The sequence below is a fragment of the Neorhizobium sp. USDA 3394 genome (assembly GCF_056280385.1).
In genome coordinates this window covers 27384-43265 of record NZ_JBWCDU010000001.1, presented here as the reverse complement: position 1 = coordinate 43265, position 15882 = coordinate 27384, and the positions used below count along the sequence as shown (strand labels likewise).

13 protein-coding genes are annotated in these 15882 nt (G+C 60.4%); 4 read left to right on the top strand and 9 right to left on the bottom strand.

What is annotated here, in order from left to right; genetic code table 11:
• Positions 1-178: 178 nt before the first annotated feature.
• The 4 genes from ACZ9EJ_RS00185 to ACZ9EJ_RS00170 form a co-directional block, all read right to left on the bottom strand.
• Complete coding sequence (locus ACZ9EJ_RS00185; protein WP_046641693.1) at positions 179-1024, bottom strand: metal ABC transporter permease; 846 nt, start codon at positions 1022-1024, stop codon at positions 179-181.
• On the bottom strand, positions 1021-1881 hold the full coding sequence (locus ACZ9EJ_RS00180; RefSeq protein WP_046641694.1) for a metal ABC transporter permease: 861 nt from the start codon (positions 1879-1881) through the stop codon (positions 1021-1023). The genes ACZ9EJ_RS00185 and ACZ9EJ_RS00180 overlap by 4 nt, the downstream gene beginning before the upstream one ends.
• Positions 1878-2783, bottom strand: coding sequence for a manganese/iron ABC transporter ATP-binding protein (locus ACZ9EJ_RS00175; protein WP_046641695.1), 906 nt, complete (start codon positions 2781-2783; stop codon positions 1878-1880). Before ACZ9EJ_RS00175 ends, ACZ9EJ_RS00180 begins: the two co-directional genes overlap by 4 nt.
• Before the next feature lie 73 nt (positions 2784-2856).
• Positions 2857-3771, bottom strand: a complete 915-nt coding sequence (locus ACZ9EJ_RS00170; RefSeq protein ID WP_046634956.1) for a metal ABC transporter substrate-binding protein — start codon at positions 3769-3771, stop codon at positions 2857-2859.
• 403 nt (positions 3772-4174) lie between these two features.
• Here ACZ9EJ_RS00170 and ACZ9EJ_RS00165 point away from each other — a divergent pair, with 403 nt between their 5' ends.
• Positions 4175-4480 (top strand): hypothetical protein, encoded by a 306-nt coding sequence (locus tag ACZ9EJ_RS00165; protein WP_046604592.1) that lies wholly within the window; start codon positions 4175-4177, stop codon positions 4478-4480.
• Between the two features lie 161 nt (positions 4481-4641).
• Here the strand turns inward: ACZ9EJ_RS00165 and ACZ9EJ_RS00160 are convergent, their stop codons facing one another.
• From ACZ9EJ_RS00160 to ACZ9EJ_RS00145, 4 genes are read right to left on the bottom strand one after another with little or no spacing between them, the layout of a single operon-like run.
• A complete protein-coding gene (locus tag ACZ9EJ_RS00160; RefSeq protein ID WP_052764667.1) occupies positions 4642-5775 on the bottom strand; it encodes an alpha/beta hydrolase in 1134 nt (377 codons plus the stop codon).
• A 55-nt stretch (positions 5776-5830) separates the two neighbouring features.
• Positions 5831-8902 carry an efflux RND transporter permease subunit gene (locus ACZ9EJ_RS00155; RefSeq protein ID WP_046641697.1) on the bottom strand — a complete coding sequence of 1024 codons (3072 nt, stop codon included), beginning with the start codon at positions 8900-8902 and terminating at the stop codon, positions 5831-5833.
• Positions 8899-9984: an efflux RND transporter periplasmic adaptor subunit gene (locus ACZ9EJ_RS00150; RefSeq protein ID WP_046641698.1), complete on the bottom strand. Its 1086-nt coding sequence runs from the start codon at positions 9982-9984 to the stop codon at positions 8899-8901. Before ACZ9EJ_RS00150 ends, ACZ9EJ_RS00155 begins: the two co-directional genes overlap by 4 nt.
• Positions 9981-11054 (bottom strand): efflux RND transporter periplasmic adaptor subunit, encoded by a 1074-nt coding sequence (locus ACZ9EJ_RS00145; RefSeq protein WP_046641699.1) that lies wholly within the window; start codon positions 11052-11054, stop codon positions 9981-9983. Before ACZ9EJ_RS00145 ends, ACZ9EJ_RS00150 begins: the two co-directional genes overlap by 4 nt.
• Before the next feature lie 73 nt (positions 11055-11127).
• Here ACZ9EJ_RS00145 and ACZ9EJ_RS00140 point away from each other — a divergent pair, with 73 nt between their 5' ends.
• From ACZ9EJ_RS00140 to ACZ9EJ_RS00130, 3 genes are all read left to right on the top strand, one after another.
• Positions 11128-11784, top strand: a complete 657-nt coding sequence (locus ACZ9EJ_RS00140) for a TetR/AcrR family transcriptional regulator (protein ID WP_046641700.1) — start codon at positions 11128-11130, stop codon at positions 11782-11784.
• A 588-nt stretch (positions 11785-12372) separates the two neighbouring features.
• A complete protein-coding gene (locus tag ACZ9EJ_RS00135) occupies positions 12373-13473 on the top strand; it encodes a sterol desaturase family protein (protein ID WP_046641701.1) in 1101 nt (366 codons plus the stop codon).
• A 28-nt stretch (positions 13474-13501) separates the two neighbouring features.
• On the top strand, positions 13502-14905 hold the full coding sequence (locus ACZ9EJ_RS00130; protein WP_046641702.1) for a hypothetical protein: 1404 nt from the start codon (positions 13502-13504) through the stop codon (positions 14903-14905).
• Between the two features lie 22 nt (positions 14906-14927).
• Here ACZ9EJ_RS00130 and ACZ9EJ_RS00125 read toward each other — a convergent pair whose 3' ends face one another.
• Positions 14928-15857 carry a LamG domain-containing protein gene (locus tag ACZ9EJ_RS00125; RefSeq protein ID WP_046641703.1) on the bottom strand — a complete coding sequence of 310 codons (930 nt, stop codon included), beginning with the start codon at positions 15855-15857 and terminating at the stop codon, positions 14928-14930.
• Between the last annotated feature and the right edge of the window lie 25 nt (positions 15858-15882).

Genomic DNA, 15882 nt, shown 5'->3' with positions numbered 1-15882 from the left:
TCTGGATATCCGTTATTGGCACGGCGCAGTCAGGTCTGTCTATGCGCCCTTCCGCCACAGCGTTCTTTGATGCGCGTCAACTCCCGACCTGTGTCGAGCGGTTGGCGCTTATCCTGGTTGAGCACGCATCCCCCGACTGGCAGCATGACGGGCGAAGGGCGACTGGTCCTCCCCGCTCCTAGATCGTGTGGATCGTCTCGACCCGGGCCGCCTTGCGCGTAGCGTGGATGAAGGCGAGCACGAAACCGATTGCCAGCAGGAGTACGATGGTCGGGGCCGGGGCACTGTCGATAAAGAAGGACAAGTAGACGCCGGCGAACGAACCGGTCACGGCAATGGCAACGGACAGGACCAGCATGGTGCTGAACTTGCGGGTCAGCAGAAAGGCGATGGCTCCCGGCGCGATCAGCATGGCGATCGAAAGGATGATGCCCACCGCCTGCAGGGCACCGACGATCGTCAGCGAAATGAGGGCGAGAAGACCGTAGTGCAGCAAACTGACCCTCAGTCCCACGGCCCTTGCCTGCACTGGATCGAAGGCGTGCAGCAGGAAGTCCTTCCATTTAACACCGAGAATGACGGCCGTGATCGCCGCGATGACGGCCGCCTCGCCGATGTCACGCCAGGAAACGCCGAGCATGTCGCCGAAAAGGATATGATCGAGATGCACGTCGGACTGGATCTTCACATAAAGGACGAGGCCCACCCCGAACATGCCGGCGAACACGATGCCCATCACCGTGTCCTGCTTGATGCGGCTGTTTTCCTTCAGGAAGCCGGTGGCGATGGCGCAGAACATGCCGGCCGCAAAAGCACCGATCGCAAGAGGCATGCCGACGATATAGGCGATCACCACACCGGGGAACACGGCATGGCTGATCGCATCGCCCATCAGCGACCAGCCCTTCAAGACAAGGAAGCAGGAGAGAAGCGCCATCGGCAAGGCCATCAGCACCGAGATCAGCAGCGCATTGACCATGAAGCCGAACTGGAAGGGTAGGAGAAGGGTATCGAAAATGATCATTGGGCCGTCTCCAGCGCCTGGGCTGCCCGTCTGCGCGCCGCCAGCATCCCGTGTTTCGGCGCCAGGAAGAATGCGATCAGGAAGATTGCCGTCTGCAGCACCACGATGATGCCGCCGGTCGCCCCGTCGAGGAAATAACTCGCATAGGCGCCGACAAAGCTGGTGATCGATCCGATGATCACCGCCAGAACAAGGAGGCGCGGGAAACGGTCGGTCAGGAGGTAGGCGGTCGCCCCGGGCGTGACCACCATGCAGACGACCAGGAAGGCCCCGACCGTCTGGAGCGCGGCGACCGTCGAAGCCGACAGAAGAGTGAAGAAGACGATCTTGAGCGCGGTCGGATTGAGGCCGATCGACCGGGCGTGGCTCTCGTCGAAGAAGGTCACCATCAGGTCTTTCCATTTGACGAGCAGAACGGCCAGCGAGACAAAGCCGATGATGGCGAGTTGCAGCGTGTCCTCGGGCGTGATCGCGAGGATGTTGCCGAGCACGATCGTCTGGATGTTCACCGCCATGGGCTTCAGCGAAATCATGAACAGCCCCAGCCCGAAGAAGGAGGAGAAAATCAGGCCGATGATGGCGTCTTCCTTCAGCTTGGTGCGGTGGTTGAGGAAAAGCATCGTGGCCGCAGCGAGCCCTCCAGAGAAAAAGGCGCCTATCGAAAAGGGAAGTCCGAGCATATAGGCGCCTGCCACGCCGGGAACGATCGCATGCGAGAGCGCATCCCCGATCAGCGACCAGCCTTTCAGCATCAGGTAACAGGAAAGAAAGGCGCAGACGCCGCCGACAAGGGCCGAGACCCACATGGCGTTCAGCATATAGTTGTAGGTGAAGGGTTCCATAAGAACGGCGATCATCCGCGGCCTCCGTCTTCTTCGTCCTCTGCGCGGTTAGTCGCCTTCCCGCCCCGAAGCACCAGGGGCCGCTCATCGTCGCTGATCAGGCCGATCGACGTCGGGCTTCCGTTCCGCGCCTCGTGGAGCACAAAATGACGCAGCACGCCGCCAAAGGTCTTTTCCAGATTTTCCTGGGTGAAGGTCTCGACCGTCGGCCCATAGGCGAGCACCGTGCCCTTGATCAGGATGGTCCGGTCGCAGAATTCCGGCACCGAGCCGAGATTGTGCGTCGAGACCAGCATGACGCGGCCCTCGTCGCGCAACTCACGAAGCAAGGTGATGATCTGGTCTTCCGTCTTGACGTCGACGCCGGTGAAGGGTTCGTCGAGCATGATGACGCGGCCGTCCTGGGCCAGGGCGCGCGCCAGGAAAATCCGCTTCTTCTGCCCGCCCGACAACTCTCCGATCTGGCGCTTGCGGAACTCGCTCATGCTGACACGGGCCAGCGCCGTCGCCACGGCTTCGTGATCGGCGGCTTTCGGAATGCGCATCATGCCCATATGGCCATAGCGGCCCATCATGACGACATCCTCGACCAGCACCGGAAAGTTCCAGTCGACCTCTTCCGACTGCGGCACATAGGCGACGAGGTTCTTGCGCAGCGCCTCCTTGACCGACATGCCGAGCACCCGGATGTCGCCCTTCGCCAGGCGCACAAAACCCATGATCGCCCTGAACAGCGTGGATTTCCCGGAACCGTTGACCCCCACCAGCGCGGTAATCGTTCCCCGCGGGATGCGGAAGCTCGCATCCCTCAGGGCCGTATGGCCATTGCGATAGGTCACGGTCGCGCCGTCCACCATGATTCCGTCCTCCGCAGAGCCGGAAGGAGCATCGTTCGGCCAACGCGGTCGAGCATTCATTGGAAACATCCTCTTGAAAACGACAAATGTACCGCGCCCACCCGCCGGGTGGCGAATGGGCACGACCAGGGTATCAGGGTGAGGAGGCCAGGCCCTTGGCGATGGTATCCGAGGTCACCTTCAGCAGATCGAGATATGTCGGAACCGGACCATCGGCCTCGCTCAGCGAATCCACATAAAGAACGCCGCCGTATTTGGCGCCGGTTTCCCGCGCCACCTGTTCGGCTGGCTTCGGCGAGATCGTGCTTTCTGAGAAAACGACACCGATCCGGTTCTTGCGAACGGCGTCGATCACCTTGCGAACCTGCTGCGGCGTCCCCTGCTGGTCGGCATTGATCGGCCACAGATAAAACTCCTTCAAACCGAAATCGCGGGCGAGATAGGAGAAGGCGCCTTCGCTCGTCACAAGCCACCGCTTGTCTTCCGGCACCCTGGCGAGTTCGGCCTTGATGGGATCTATGGCCGCCTTGATCTTCTCCTTGTAGGCTTCGGCGTTGGCCTTGTAGATCGCGGCATTCTTCGGATCGTATTTCACGAAGGCATCGCGGATGTTATCGACATAGATGAGCGCCGCCGTGGGAGACATCCATGCATGCGGGTTGGGCTTGCCCACATACGGGCCTTCGACGATGCCCATCGGCTCGACGCCTGTCGAGACCACGACGCCCGGCACGTCCTTCAGGTTCTGAAAGAACTTCTCGAACCAGAGCTCGAGATTGAGCCCGTTCCAGAAGACGAGCTTGGCGCCCTGCGCCCGCTGGATGTCGCCGGGTGTCGGCTGGTAGTTGTGGATTTCCGCACCGGGCTTGGTGATGGATTCGACGACCGCGGCATCGCCAGCGACGTTTTTCGCGATGTCGGCGATCACCGTGAAAGTCGTCACCGCCTTGAACTTGTCCTGAGCCGATGCCGGCATGACCGTCAGAACGGCGGCGAAGGCCGTCCCCACCACTCCGGTCAGGACCAGCCATCGTATCTTGTCAAGCATGCACGCCTCCTTTTGCGAATGGGACTTAATTGCAGTCAGTGTTCGAAATAGCCTCGTCCTGCTCGGGATGGTCTGCAACAACGATGGCACTCTCGCCATATTCATATTCTGCAATTGCGAATGAATTGCAACAAGGAATCGGAGCGGGCCTACAAAATGATTTCAGCCGTGCCCGGCAAGCCCGGGTTCCCATGCCTCGAAGCGCATGGGATAAACGTGACCATTGTCATCGATATAAAGGCCACCGCTGCCGTGATCGAAGCGGAGATCCGACCAGTCACGAGGCTGATGGCTTCCGGCGAACCCGCGTCAATCGACAGAGAATGGTTCTGCAAAGTTTGAGTTGACCGTTTTCGATGGCGAGGCGACAGTTGCAAACTGCAGCAAGGCAGGAGGAGAAATAATGGACGAGACAGATCGCTGGCGCCATATGGCAAGCGCGCCGAAGGACGGCAGTCGGATCTTGGTCACCATCCGGCCGTCCGAGCAGGGGCCGGCAGAAGTTGACCTCGCATATTGGTCGAATGGCGATCAGTTCGGCGGAGAAGGCTGGCGCGCCTCTGATTCCTCACCCGGCCATATCATCGAATATGCCGAGCCAGAGTTGAAGTGTTGGATGCCGATGCCCTCGGCCAGCCTCAATCGCCTTTCACTGCCTTCACCCTGGGAAGGACGCGACACACAGCAGTTCGACGGGTCAGGGATTTAGGAACTCGCGGTCCTGCGTGATGCAAGCGCTCCCGCGAAGGCGAAATTCGCTGATCTGCGGCAACCCGCTGGTCGGGAAACTTTTCTTCGGCCGAAATCGTGGCGCAGGGCGCAACTCTGGTCCAGGCCGCCGGCACTTTCACATGGGAGCCTTCCCAAGAGTCAATGCCCGACAATTTGCCCGGCCAGCCTGAAAGGACTTGCGACGGCCGCGCCCGCCGCATCGAAGACCAGCACGCCAACGTCTCCGCTCGCTCGTGCACGCGCTTCCGCCTTGACAAACTCACTGCCAAACCGGGCAAGCGCGGCATAGCGATCGTGACCAAGACCGTCGGACGAACTGAGGGACGATATGTCGATGACGCTGACATGAGCGGCCTTGATTTCACTGCGAACCAGGGGATCGTCGATATCGATGAGGCCGACGCGTGGACGTTCGCCGCCAAGGATGCTGGACACTGCCAGAGCCCGGTCAGTTTTTGACACGAGCAATGCAATCGGGTTCCGCAGCATGCCAATGTCACGCAATTGGGACCTGAACACGTCGACGTCTATGTCCGGCGCGGCGAGAATGATCTGCAGCTTGCCGACGACGTCGTCACGCCCTTGAAGCTTCAGCTGCCTTGCCGCCTCCATGGACAGGAAGCCACCCATGCTGTGCCCCAACAGTACGACACGCTTGATCTTGGGAGTTTCGGCCAGCGCCTTCAATACGCTTTCGAGTTCGCTCCTGGAATAGAGAGCTGCGTCTCGGTCGGTGACGTACCCGGTCACACTTGCCGCGGAAGGCCAGGAAAACAGGATCGGCGGACTGAGTGTGTTCGCGTCGGCTGCTATCTGAGCAACCCTGAACAGCGCCTCCTGATAGCTGGTGTTATAGCCGTGGACGAAGACCGCCACGGTCCCGTCGAAGTTTGCGGAACGGGTCGCGTCGTCGATCCAGGCCTTGCGTGTCAGTTGATCGCGTCCGGTCACGATGAACTGGCGACGCGGATCCGGCCTTCCCGACGGATAGATGATGGCGCTTCCCTTACGATCGCCGGGAATTGAAAAGGCGTACCGTTCGTAGGCCAGGTCGCTGGCCCATTGGCTTCCAAAACCGCCGTCTTCCTTGACCTTGTTGCGGTTGGTGACAGAAAGCAGGGTGACCTTCTCGCTTTCGACATGCTGGATCGCCGCGGGCTGAAGCACCTCGGCCGATGGGCGGGAGGCGCATCCGGCCAGGCAGACCATGACGGCAACAACAGCAAGCCTATACCGTGACCTGCACGAGTAGATCGAGAAGAAAAAGTGCATCGACGCGCCTAGAATCTGGAGAAAGAAGGGCGCTCGCAAGCGCCCTTTTTGTGGATCAAGCCTGTGCAGCTTCCGGGGAGGCATTCGGTTCATCGCTCGGTATCCGGAACCAGGCCACATAAAGGGCCGGCAGGAAGAGAAGCGTCAGCACCGTACCGACTACGATCCCGCCCATCATGGCATAGGCCATCGGTCCCCAGAAGACTTCCCGGGAGATCGGGATGAGGGCGAGCGTCGCGGCCGCGGCGGTCAGCAAGATCGGGCGCATGCGGTGTTCGGTCGCCTCGACCACCGCCCGCCATGGCGGCATGCCCTCGCTGCGCAATTGCTCGATCTGGACCACGAGGATCACCGAATTGCGGATCAGGATGCCGATCAGTGCAAGCACTCCGAGGATCGCGACGAAGCCCATCGGAGCATTGCTGAGAAGAAGTGCCGCCACGACGCCGACAAGGGCAAGGGGAGCGACTGCGAAAACCAGGAACAGGCGGCTGAAGCTCTGGAGCTGGATCATCAGGATGGTCGCCATCGCGAACAGCATGAGCGGGGCGACTGCCGCGATCGGCCCCTGCGCATCGGCACTCGATTCCACCGAGCCCCCAACCTCGACCTTGTATCCCGCAGGAAGAGCTTTCGTGAACTTTTCGACCTCGGGCTTGAGCTGTTCCACGATTGTTGCGGGCTGAGTCGATCCGGTGACCGCGGCCTTCACCGTGACCGTGGGGATGCGATCCCTTCGCGCGATCATGGGCTGTTCGAGTTCGTAGCGGAACTTGGCAACTGCGGAAAGCGGTACGGACTTGCCGTTCGATCCGGGAAGCTGAAGGTCTCGCAGCGTTTCGATCGAACCTCGCTCGGAGTCCTGCGCCCTGCCGATCACGTCGATGAGGTAGATGTTGTCGCGGATCTGGGTTGCCGAGGTCCCCTCGACGATGCTGTTGAGCACGTTAGCGATATCCTCCGAGGAAACGCCAAGCTGGCGGGCCTTGTCCTGGAGCACATCCACCTTCACGACGCGCGAGGGCTCGTTCCAGTCATAGGTCATGTTGGCGATCAGAGGATGCCGGTTGACGATCGCTCCGAAGCGATGCGACAGCTCGCGCACCGTCTGGATATCCGGGCCGCTGACCCGGTACTGGACTGGCTTGCCCACCGGCGGGCCGATATCCAGGAGCTTGACGAAAGCGTCGGTACCGGGAAAGGTCTTTGCGACATAGGTCTGCAGGTCTGCGCGCAGCCTGTCCCGGGCTTCCAGGTCCTTGGCGACGATGACGACCTGTCCGAACCAGACGGCCGGGGTCTGCACGTCGTAAGACAGGATGAAACGCGGCGCCCCTTCCCCGACATGTGTGGACCAATGGTCGACATCGGGATTGCCGACGAGTTTCTCCTGCTCGAACTGCGTCATCTGGCGGTTGGTTTCCGCTATCGTGCTGTTTTGCGGCATGCTCCAGTCGACGATCAGTTCGACGCGGTCGGACGCCGGGAAGAACTGCTGCTGAACGAGGCCAAGACCGCCGAGCGAGAGGCCGAAAGCAACAATGGTGGCGGTGATCGTGATCCAGCGCCAACGCATGGCAACCTTCAGGAGCCAGGCAAATCCCCGCGCGGCGCGTCCCTTGTGCTCGTGGTGCGACTTCATCGTCTTGGGCAGGATCGCCACGCCCAGCAACGGCGTGAAGAGGACGGCCACAACCCAGGACACCACGAGCGAAACCGCAATCACGACGAACAGGGTAAAGGTGAATTCGCCCGCCGCGCTGTTATTGAGGCCGATCGGGATAAAACCGGCGACGGTGACGAGCGTGCCCGTCAGCATCGGGAAGGCAGTCGACGTATAGACATAGGTGGCGGCTTTGCGCAGATCGTCGCCTGACTCGAGGCGGGCCACCATCATCTCAACGGCGATCATGGCATCATCGACGAGGAGCCCCAACGCGATGATCAAGGCGCCGAGCGAAATGCGCTGCAGCGAGATGCCCGTATATTCCATAACGACGAAAGTGATCGCCAGGACAAGCGGGATCGAGATCGCAACCACCAGCCCGGCGCGCAGCCCGAGGCTGATGAAGCTGATCGCCAAAACGATAGCGATTGCCTCAAACAGCGCTTTCGTAAAGCCGGACACGGCTTCTTCCACGACGGCCGGCTGGTCGGAAACCCGCTCGACATTCACCCCGATCGGAAGATCGGCCACGACGCGCTTCATTTCCTCGTCCAGCGCATGGCCGAAGTTTGTCAGATTGGCGCCCGCCGTCATCCCAATTGCCAAGCCTATTGCGGGTTGTCCGTTGAAGCGGAAGAGCGAGGACGGCGGATCGGCATATCCTCGCTTGATCGTCGCGATGTCGGTCAACGGGAAAAACCGGTCGTTCACTCTAAGATTGATGGCTCTCAAACTCTCTTCGGTCGTAAACTGGCCGCCGACACGCAACGCGATCCGCTCTGGTCCCGCATCCACGAAGCCGGACTGTGCCACTGCGTTCTGGGCTTGAAGCGTTTCGACAACCGACTGGCGGTCGATGCCGAGCGCCGCGATCTTGCGGGTCGAAAATTCAAGATAGACGGCTTCGTCCTGGGCCCCGATGATGTCGATCTTGCCGGCATTCGGAACGGTCAGAAGCTTCGCTCGTGCGTCTTCCACCAGGTCGCGAAGCTGGCGCTGCGTCAGGCCGTCGGATTTGAAGGCGTAGATGTTGCCATAGACGTCGCCGAAAGTGTCATTGAAGAATGGTCCGACGACGCCACTGGGAAATTCGCCCCTGATGTCGTTGATCATGTTGCGGACACGAAGCCAGTTGCCCGTCACGTCCCTTGCCTTGGTGGTCGCGAGCAGTTCAACGTAGACCGTAGTCTGGCCGGCGATCGTTTCGCTTCGCGTGTAGTCCAGCGCGTCAAGTTCCTCCAGCTTCTTCTCTATCCTGTCGGTTACCTGACGGGTCATTTCTTCCGCCGATGCACCGGGCCACTGCGCGTTGATGATCATCGTCTTGATGGTAAAGGCGGGGTCTTCTTCACGGCCGAGGTTGAAGTAGGAAAACGTGCCTGCAAGGATGAAGACGATCATGAAATACCAGACGAGCGAACGATGCTCGAGCGCCCAGTCCGAGAGGTTGAAGGGTTTCACTTGAAGGTCTCCTGATCGATGCGAACGGTCTGGCCGTTTACGAGGGTGTTGACGCCGGCGGTGACGATCCGGTCACCGGGCTTGATCCCGTCTGTCACGGTGACGGGGCTATTTGCGACGGCTTCTTCAGCAAGCGTGACCGGGGCGGAGGTGACCTTCCCTGTCGCGTTGTCGACGATCCAGACGAATGCCTGCGATCCCTCTGTCCGGATCGCGGACGACGGCAGCCGGATCAGGGTCTTCGCCTCACCCATGGAACTGGCCGTTATGACCGAACCGAGCCTGAGTGCCTCAGGCGGATCGATCAGCGTCAATCGCGTGCGTCGCGTACGTGTCGCCTCGTCCGCTTCAGGTGTGATCTCGCGGACCACGCCCCTGGCGTGAATGCGGGGATCAAGTTGCAAGGCGACGTCGAAGGATGCACCCGGCTTCAAATGGTCGCCGGCAGCTTCGGGCACGTCGACCACCGCGTCGCGCTCTTCCGGTCGCGCGACGGTCGCAACACTTTGCCCCGGCGAGACGACAAGGCCTACCTCGGCGGCGGTCTTGGTGACCACGCCGTCGAATTCGGCGAGCAGACGCGAATAGCTCAGCTGTTCGTTCGCCTTGTCCAGATTTGCCTGGGCCTTGGCGACCGCAGCTTCTGCGGTCTTGCGCTCCAGCTCGGCAGTTTCAAAAGTGGCCCTCGCCCCGCTCTGTCTCTCGAGCAGAGTTCTCTGCCGGTCTTCCGTAATGCGGGCGTTGGCAAGTTGCGCCTGGCTGTTGGCAAGGTCGGACCGCGCGCTTTTGACAGCCAGTTCGAGAGCCACCGGATCGATGGCTGCCAACACGTCGCCCCTTTTGACGAGGTCGCCCACCTGGACGTTGCGGGCGATGACCCGGCCAAGAATGCGGAAGCTGAACTCGGTCTCGATACGGGCCTGGACATTGCCGGGCAGAGTGAATGCCGCCTGGGGGACCGGCTGGGCCAGCTGGGATAGGACCGGGCGAGGAGGCAGCGGTGCCGCATCCTCTTCCTTCTGGCAAGCCGACAGCATCGCGGCCGCCGCCAGAAGCGCCGTCAGGCGGGGATCGATTTTCATCTTGCAACTCCTTCATAAGACACGTGGTCGCCCTCGCTCAGAAACTTCGTGCCGTTGGAAACGACAATGTCACCGGCAGACAGGCCGGATTCGACGGAGAAGTGTCCGCTCGCATAGGCTGCGACCCCCACGGCATGGAGGGAGACGGCGCTCGTCTTCGGATCGACGAGCCAGACGGCCGTCCGCCCCGCATGGGAGGCCATTGCCGACCAGGGCAATTCGATGACAGCCTCAGGCTTGTACCGGGCGGTTGCGACCACGGCGCTCCCCAGGGGAGCGTCAGGCGCATCTTCGAGAGCGAGCTTCACCCGGATCGTCCCCGTCGTGGTGTCGATGGTGGGCGATACCTCGCGGACCTTGGCCTGGAACTTGTCGCCGCCCGCGAGCAGCCTGACCTCGGCAACGTCCTCAAGCGCGCGTCCGAGAAGAGCGGACTCGTTGGCATTGATCACGGCGTCTCGGGGACCGTCATGGGCGAGTGTGAAAATGAGCTGGGCGGCCTGCGCCACCTGACCGACTTCGGCATTCCTGGCGGTAATGATTCCGCTGGCATCCGCCTTGAGGTCTGTCTGGCCAAGCGTATCGCGGGCCGTATCCAGCTGGGCCTGCGCCGACTGAACCGTGGCCTGCGTCGTCAGAAGGGCTTCGCGTGCGTCATCCAGGGCGGCCCGCGTGGTCACACCTGTGGTGAAAAGGCTCTCCTGCCTGTCGAATGCCTGCTGAGCCTGCGTTTGCTGCGCCTCCGCAGATTGGAGATTGGCAAGTGCCACCTGGAGGTCAGCCCTCTGCTCTTGCGTATCGAGGCGCGCGAGAACCTGGCCAGCCTTGACGTGATCGCCGACATCGACCAGCCGCGCGATAATGCGACCGCTGACGCGGAATGAAAGATCGGACTGGACCCTGGCACTGATCTCGCCCGTCGTCGAAATGGCCTCCGACACCGGCACCGCTTGAACGGTTACCGTCTCCACGTTTCGCCCGTTCTTCGGTCGAGCTTCTTCCTGAGGAGCGCACGCCGTGAGGCATGCGATGGAAAAACCCAATAAAACGCCTGTTGTTAACTGTCCCATAAGCCGCCTCTCTAGTCGCTTTTGGCAGTCGAATATAATTGACTAACCCGAAAGTCAATGAAATAATGATGACATGTTGAAGCTGCAGGACCTGCTGGTGAGGAATGTGAACATGAAAAAGCTGACGCGCGCTGAACAGAAGGCTCTCCGGCCTGCGCAGATTCTCGACGCTGCGTTTGAGGAGTTCATTGAACAGGGCTACACGGCGGCGCGAGTGGAAGATATCGCGGCCCGCGTAGGAGTGACGAAAGGGACGGTCTACGTCTACTTCCCCACGAAGGAGATCCTGTTTTCTGCCATGGCACGGCATATAGCGGTACCGTTCGAGGACGTTCTAGCCGACGCCAGGGAACTCACCGGAAGTTACGCCGAGCGGCTGAGATCCTTGATCCTGCTTTTTTACAACCGGGTTACGGAAGACCGCAGAACCCGGGAGCTGCTTCGCTTCGCCATCTCTGAGGGTATGCGTTTCCCCCACCTCATTGATAACCACTATGCGGAACTCGTCGTGCCGATCCTCGTTACGGGGCAGGCTCTGATCGACGACGGTATCCGTCAGGGTGAGTTCCGGGACGGGCCTGCGGCGGTTGCACGCGTCATACTTGCGCCTGCGTTGGCCTTGATTGTCGAAACACTGATCCACGACGGTCGTCTCGATCTTGAAACCCCGAGATATATCGAGGCCCATCTCGATCTGGTTTTGCACGGTCTCGCAGCCGCCAGCAGTTGATCAGGCGAAACGGCCGCCTGGTTGATGGAGTGCCCTTCCACATACAGTGCGCCGAGACTGCCAAAATCGCGCTCCATGCCAAGGCCTGCGATCACCGCTCGGGCATGGGGATCGGCAAAAGGCCCGCGATTGCCAAGAAATTCTGGAACGACATGCCGTATTCGAGGTCAGCTGGAAGGAGCCGGAGGCGACCATCAAGTCCGCCGAGGCGTTCCTCTACGCCGCATCCCATCATGACGCCCGTCAGCAGGATCGCACGCGCTTGTGAATTCCCGGACGGATCCTCAATGATTTGGCTGCGACGAATGTCGATCCTTCCTAAACCTTTTGATGCTGTTGCCAGTACGGTTCAAAGCGATACGATCCACTTGCGATACGGAGGAACCTGGGGCTCGGCTCGGAAGACGAGCGGCCTTGGGTTTTGCCGTAACTTACGAAGAACGGCGAAGGATCGAGCCTTGGAACAGGTCTTCGGCAGATTCGTCGCCGCGTTGTGTGCCTTGCCACCCATAGCCACCATACACAGTCCCCCAATGCGTCCTGACGTGAAGCACGTTCGGCTCCACGCAACGAGTGAAAGGGATCAAGATGGAAAATCTGCAGGCATATTTTCTGAATTTTCCGCAGTTCGCCATTACATGGGGGATTTTCTTCGGCGCGGGATTGCTGAGCTTCTTCTTCCTGCTGCGGAGAGACCGCTCGGACTTTTCATTCCGGGAGATGTTCGAGCACTGCGTGCCTTTCAACGTGCTCACATCGAAAAGCTTCCACATGGATGTCATCATCTATGTCTGGAGAAAGCTGACGGATCTCGTCTTCGTCGCCCCAGGCCTCGCGGCCACGGCTCTGGTTTCCGGCGCGACGGATTTTGGCTTGCGATCCGTCTTTGCAGACTTTTCGCCGCTGGGTATCAATTACGTCGTGACGTTCTCGTGCACGATCGTGATGCTGATTGCTGCCGAGTTCGCCGATTACCTGGTACATTATCTCGAACACAAAGTGCCCGCCTTGTGGGAGCTGCACAAAGTCCATCATTCGGCCGATTTCCTCAATCCCCTGACATCCAAGCGCGGCCACTCGTTCCCGCTGGTCTACGGTGGGATCGTTGCCGGCGTGATCACCGGGATGTTTGCCGGGCTGTTCATGTTCCTGTTCGCCATCAGCCTCGTCGAAGCCGTCGCCCTGCGGGCCGTCGCGAGCAAGATATTCACTATCTGGACTCTCGATCCCCTCAAGCACTCGCATATTCCGGTCAGTCTGGGTTGGTTCGACCGGTTCCTGATTAGCCCCCACATGCACCAGATTCACCACAGCAAGGTCGAGCGCCATTGGGACAAGAATTTCGGGACCAACCTTTCGATCTTCGACTGGATGTTTGGAACCGGCTACAGGCCTGAGAAAGGAGAAAAGGCGGTGTTCGGCATTTCCGGCTACAGCGACGCCTCATTGCAGAAATTCAATACGTTCAGGGGCGCCTATTTCGATCCGGTCCTGAGGAGCTGGAAGGCGATCGTCGCGCAGGTGCGCCCGGACACCCGTGCCAAGCCTGGCGCCAAGCGGGACCCGCCGACTTTCATCATCGAAACGCAGAAGAGGACGGAGCAAGGCGCCGAAACGACCGGTTCGGCTCCGGCCGCCATGGCCCCGCGATCTCCTTCGCCGGCATCAAATACCGGAGCGATTGGCTGATGGGCACCGGCAACGACGGGTATCGCGCATGAGTTTGGAGCCCATCGGGATATTTACGCTCGTTCTGGGGGTCTACTGTCTGTTCGCGGGATACCATGCGAGCATCGTCGTCTTCATCGGCCTTTCCGTTTTCGGTGCTGCGGCCGCGATCCTGATGGGTTCCGCAAACATTCAGCCGGCGCACCTCTTTCTCGCATTCCTTGCTCTGAGCGTCCTGACCTATCGAGATAAGTTCAGCATCGCGCTGAAGGCACTGTACTTCCCCAAGCCCGGGTTCTGGCTGGCCTGTCTGCTGATCTACGGTACAGTGTTGGGTTTCTTTGCGCCGCGCCTGCTTGCCCGCATGACGGACATCATCCCGCTCGGGTCTTCCGAATATCCATCCACCGGCAGCACGGTGCCTTTGGGGCCGGTCTCCAGCAATTTTACCCAGGCGGTCTACGTTTCAGCAGATCTTCTCGCCTATGTGCTGATCCTGGCGATCGGATCCACCATGGCTGGCTTCAGGGCGATCACCGTCGGGGTTCTGGTATTCGCCGGCGCGAATGCCTTCTTTGCCCTGCTCGACATGGCGACCTATGGCACCGGGGCTCAAGATCTCTTTCTCTACATCCGCAATGCCCAATACACATTTCACGACGATGACGTCGTGGCCGGTGTCAAGCGTATCGTCGGCTCATGGCCGGAGGCGTCTGCATTCGCCGGCATCAGCCTCGCCGCCGTCGGATTTACCGGCACGCTATGGCTCTGCGGACGCGACCTGAGATGGAGCGGCGCCCTTTTCCTGGTCACGACCCTGCTGGTGATACGCTCTACGTCGTCGGCCGGCCTGCTGGCTTTGCCGTTTTGCTTCGTGATCTTGTATATCACCGCCTTCTTCCGCTGTGGCGGGCAGTCCGGAACCAGGAACAGTTCGGCGATCGTGCTGTTTGCACCGCCCCTGGTTTGTCTCATCGCACTGGTGATTGCCCTCAACGATACGCTTTTCCGACAGCTCTACGACTATTTTGACCTGCTCATCTTCAGCAAGTCCACATCGCATTCCGCGGTAGAACGCGGTTCCTGGAACACCCATGGATACCAGAATTTTCTCGATTCCTACGGTCTCGGGGTCGGCCTCGGCACCTCCCGCACATCAAGCTTCCTGTTCGCCCTGCTCTCCAATGTGGGAATACCCGGAACGATCATGTTTTCGTTCTTTGCGATCTCCGCATTCTCGAAACGACGCGGGATACCACGCACCTTCACCTCGGATGTCCGGCTTGCCGCGCGTAACGGCTGCGCCTGCCTGATGATCGGCGCCATGGTTGCGGGGCCGACAGTCGATCTCGGCCTGGTGTTCTTCATCCTGGCCGGCCTTTCAAGCGCCGAGCCCGAGCACGAAACGCTGGCAGCCCCGTCGACCCGCTACATGACCGTAAGGGTGAGTTGATTGCGCGCCTCAAGCTTGTCCGTCAGGCATAGACCCGGAAATAATCGACCCGCATGCGTGTGAGCGTGTCCGCGGGCAGAAGTGGCTGTGGATAAGGGACATCCGAACGCAGGGCAAGCGTGAGGACCGGCCAGAACACATCCTGCTGGGCATCGAGTTGTGCGGAGCGGTTGATCGTCCAGACCGCCGGCATTCCGGTCCTGGTATCAATGATGGGCTGCCGTTCGAAATAGATCGTGCATTCGGTGTCGGTGACCAGCACCCCGTATCGGCAATAACCGGCGGTCATGTCGATCGGCGTGGGCACACCGGTTCCTTCGTTGTGCTCGCCGGGTTGCCCCCATTCGTGCAGATAGGCCCCGTAGAGAGTGGGTTCCCAGCCCTTGTGCTCGACGACGTCGATTTCGATGCTCGTCTGAGGATGCAGGATGCTGCGTCCGTTCATCATCCAGAAAGCCGGCCAAGTCAGCGGGTGTCTCGGAAACAGCATCCGCGCCTCGAAATAACCGCGCCGCCAACCTTTCATGATCGTGCCATCGCGCTTGGCCGTCTGGATGTTGCCCGATATCCATTGAAACTCGGCGAGGTCATTGCCGTAATAATGTGGGACCTTCATCGGCCGTCCGATGTGTTTTGCAGCCACTTCAAGCGCCCTGCCGTCGCTCGCCTGCGGGTCGTCGACAATCGCATAGGGATTGAAACCCTCTTCACCGCCGTCTCTCGCGAAGGCAGAACGGCCGTAAAAGCCCGGATCGGAGGTCGTCGGCTTCGGACCGGCGCTCCAGGTGGACCAATCGAGCCTGGTAAAATTGTCCTCGAATATAAGGGCTCGCCCGCTGGTCGGGTCCTCCCGGCGCGCGGATGCCTTCGATCGCCAAACGAGACCGCCGACAAGGCCCGCCGAGGCCAAGGCGCCGACCGCGAATGAGCGGCGGGACAATAACGTCGTCATGATCCACCTCACGTCGTATCATTCA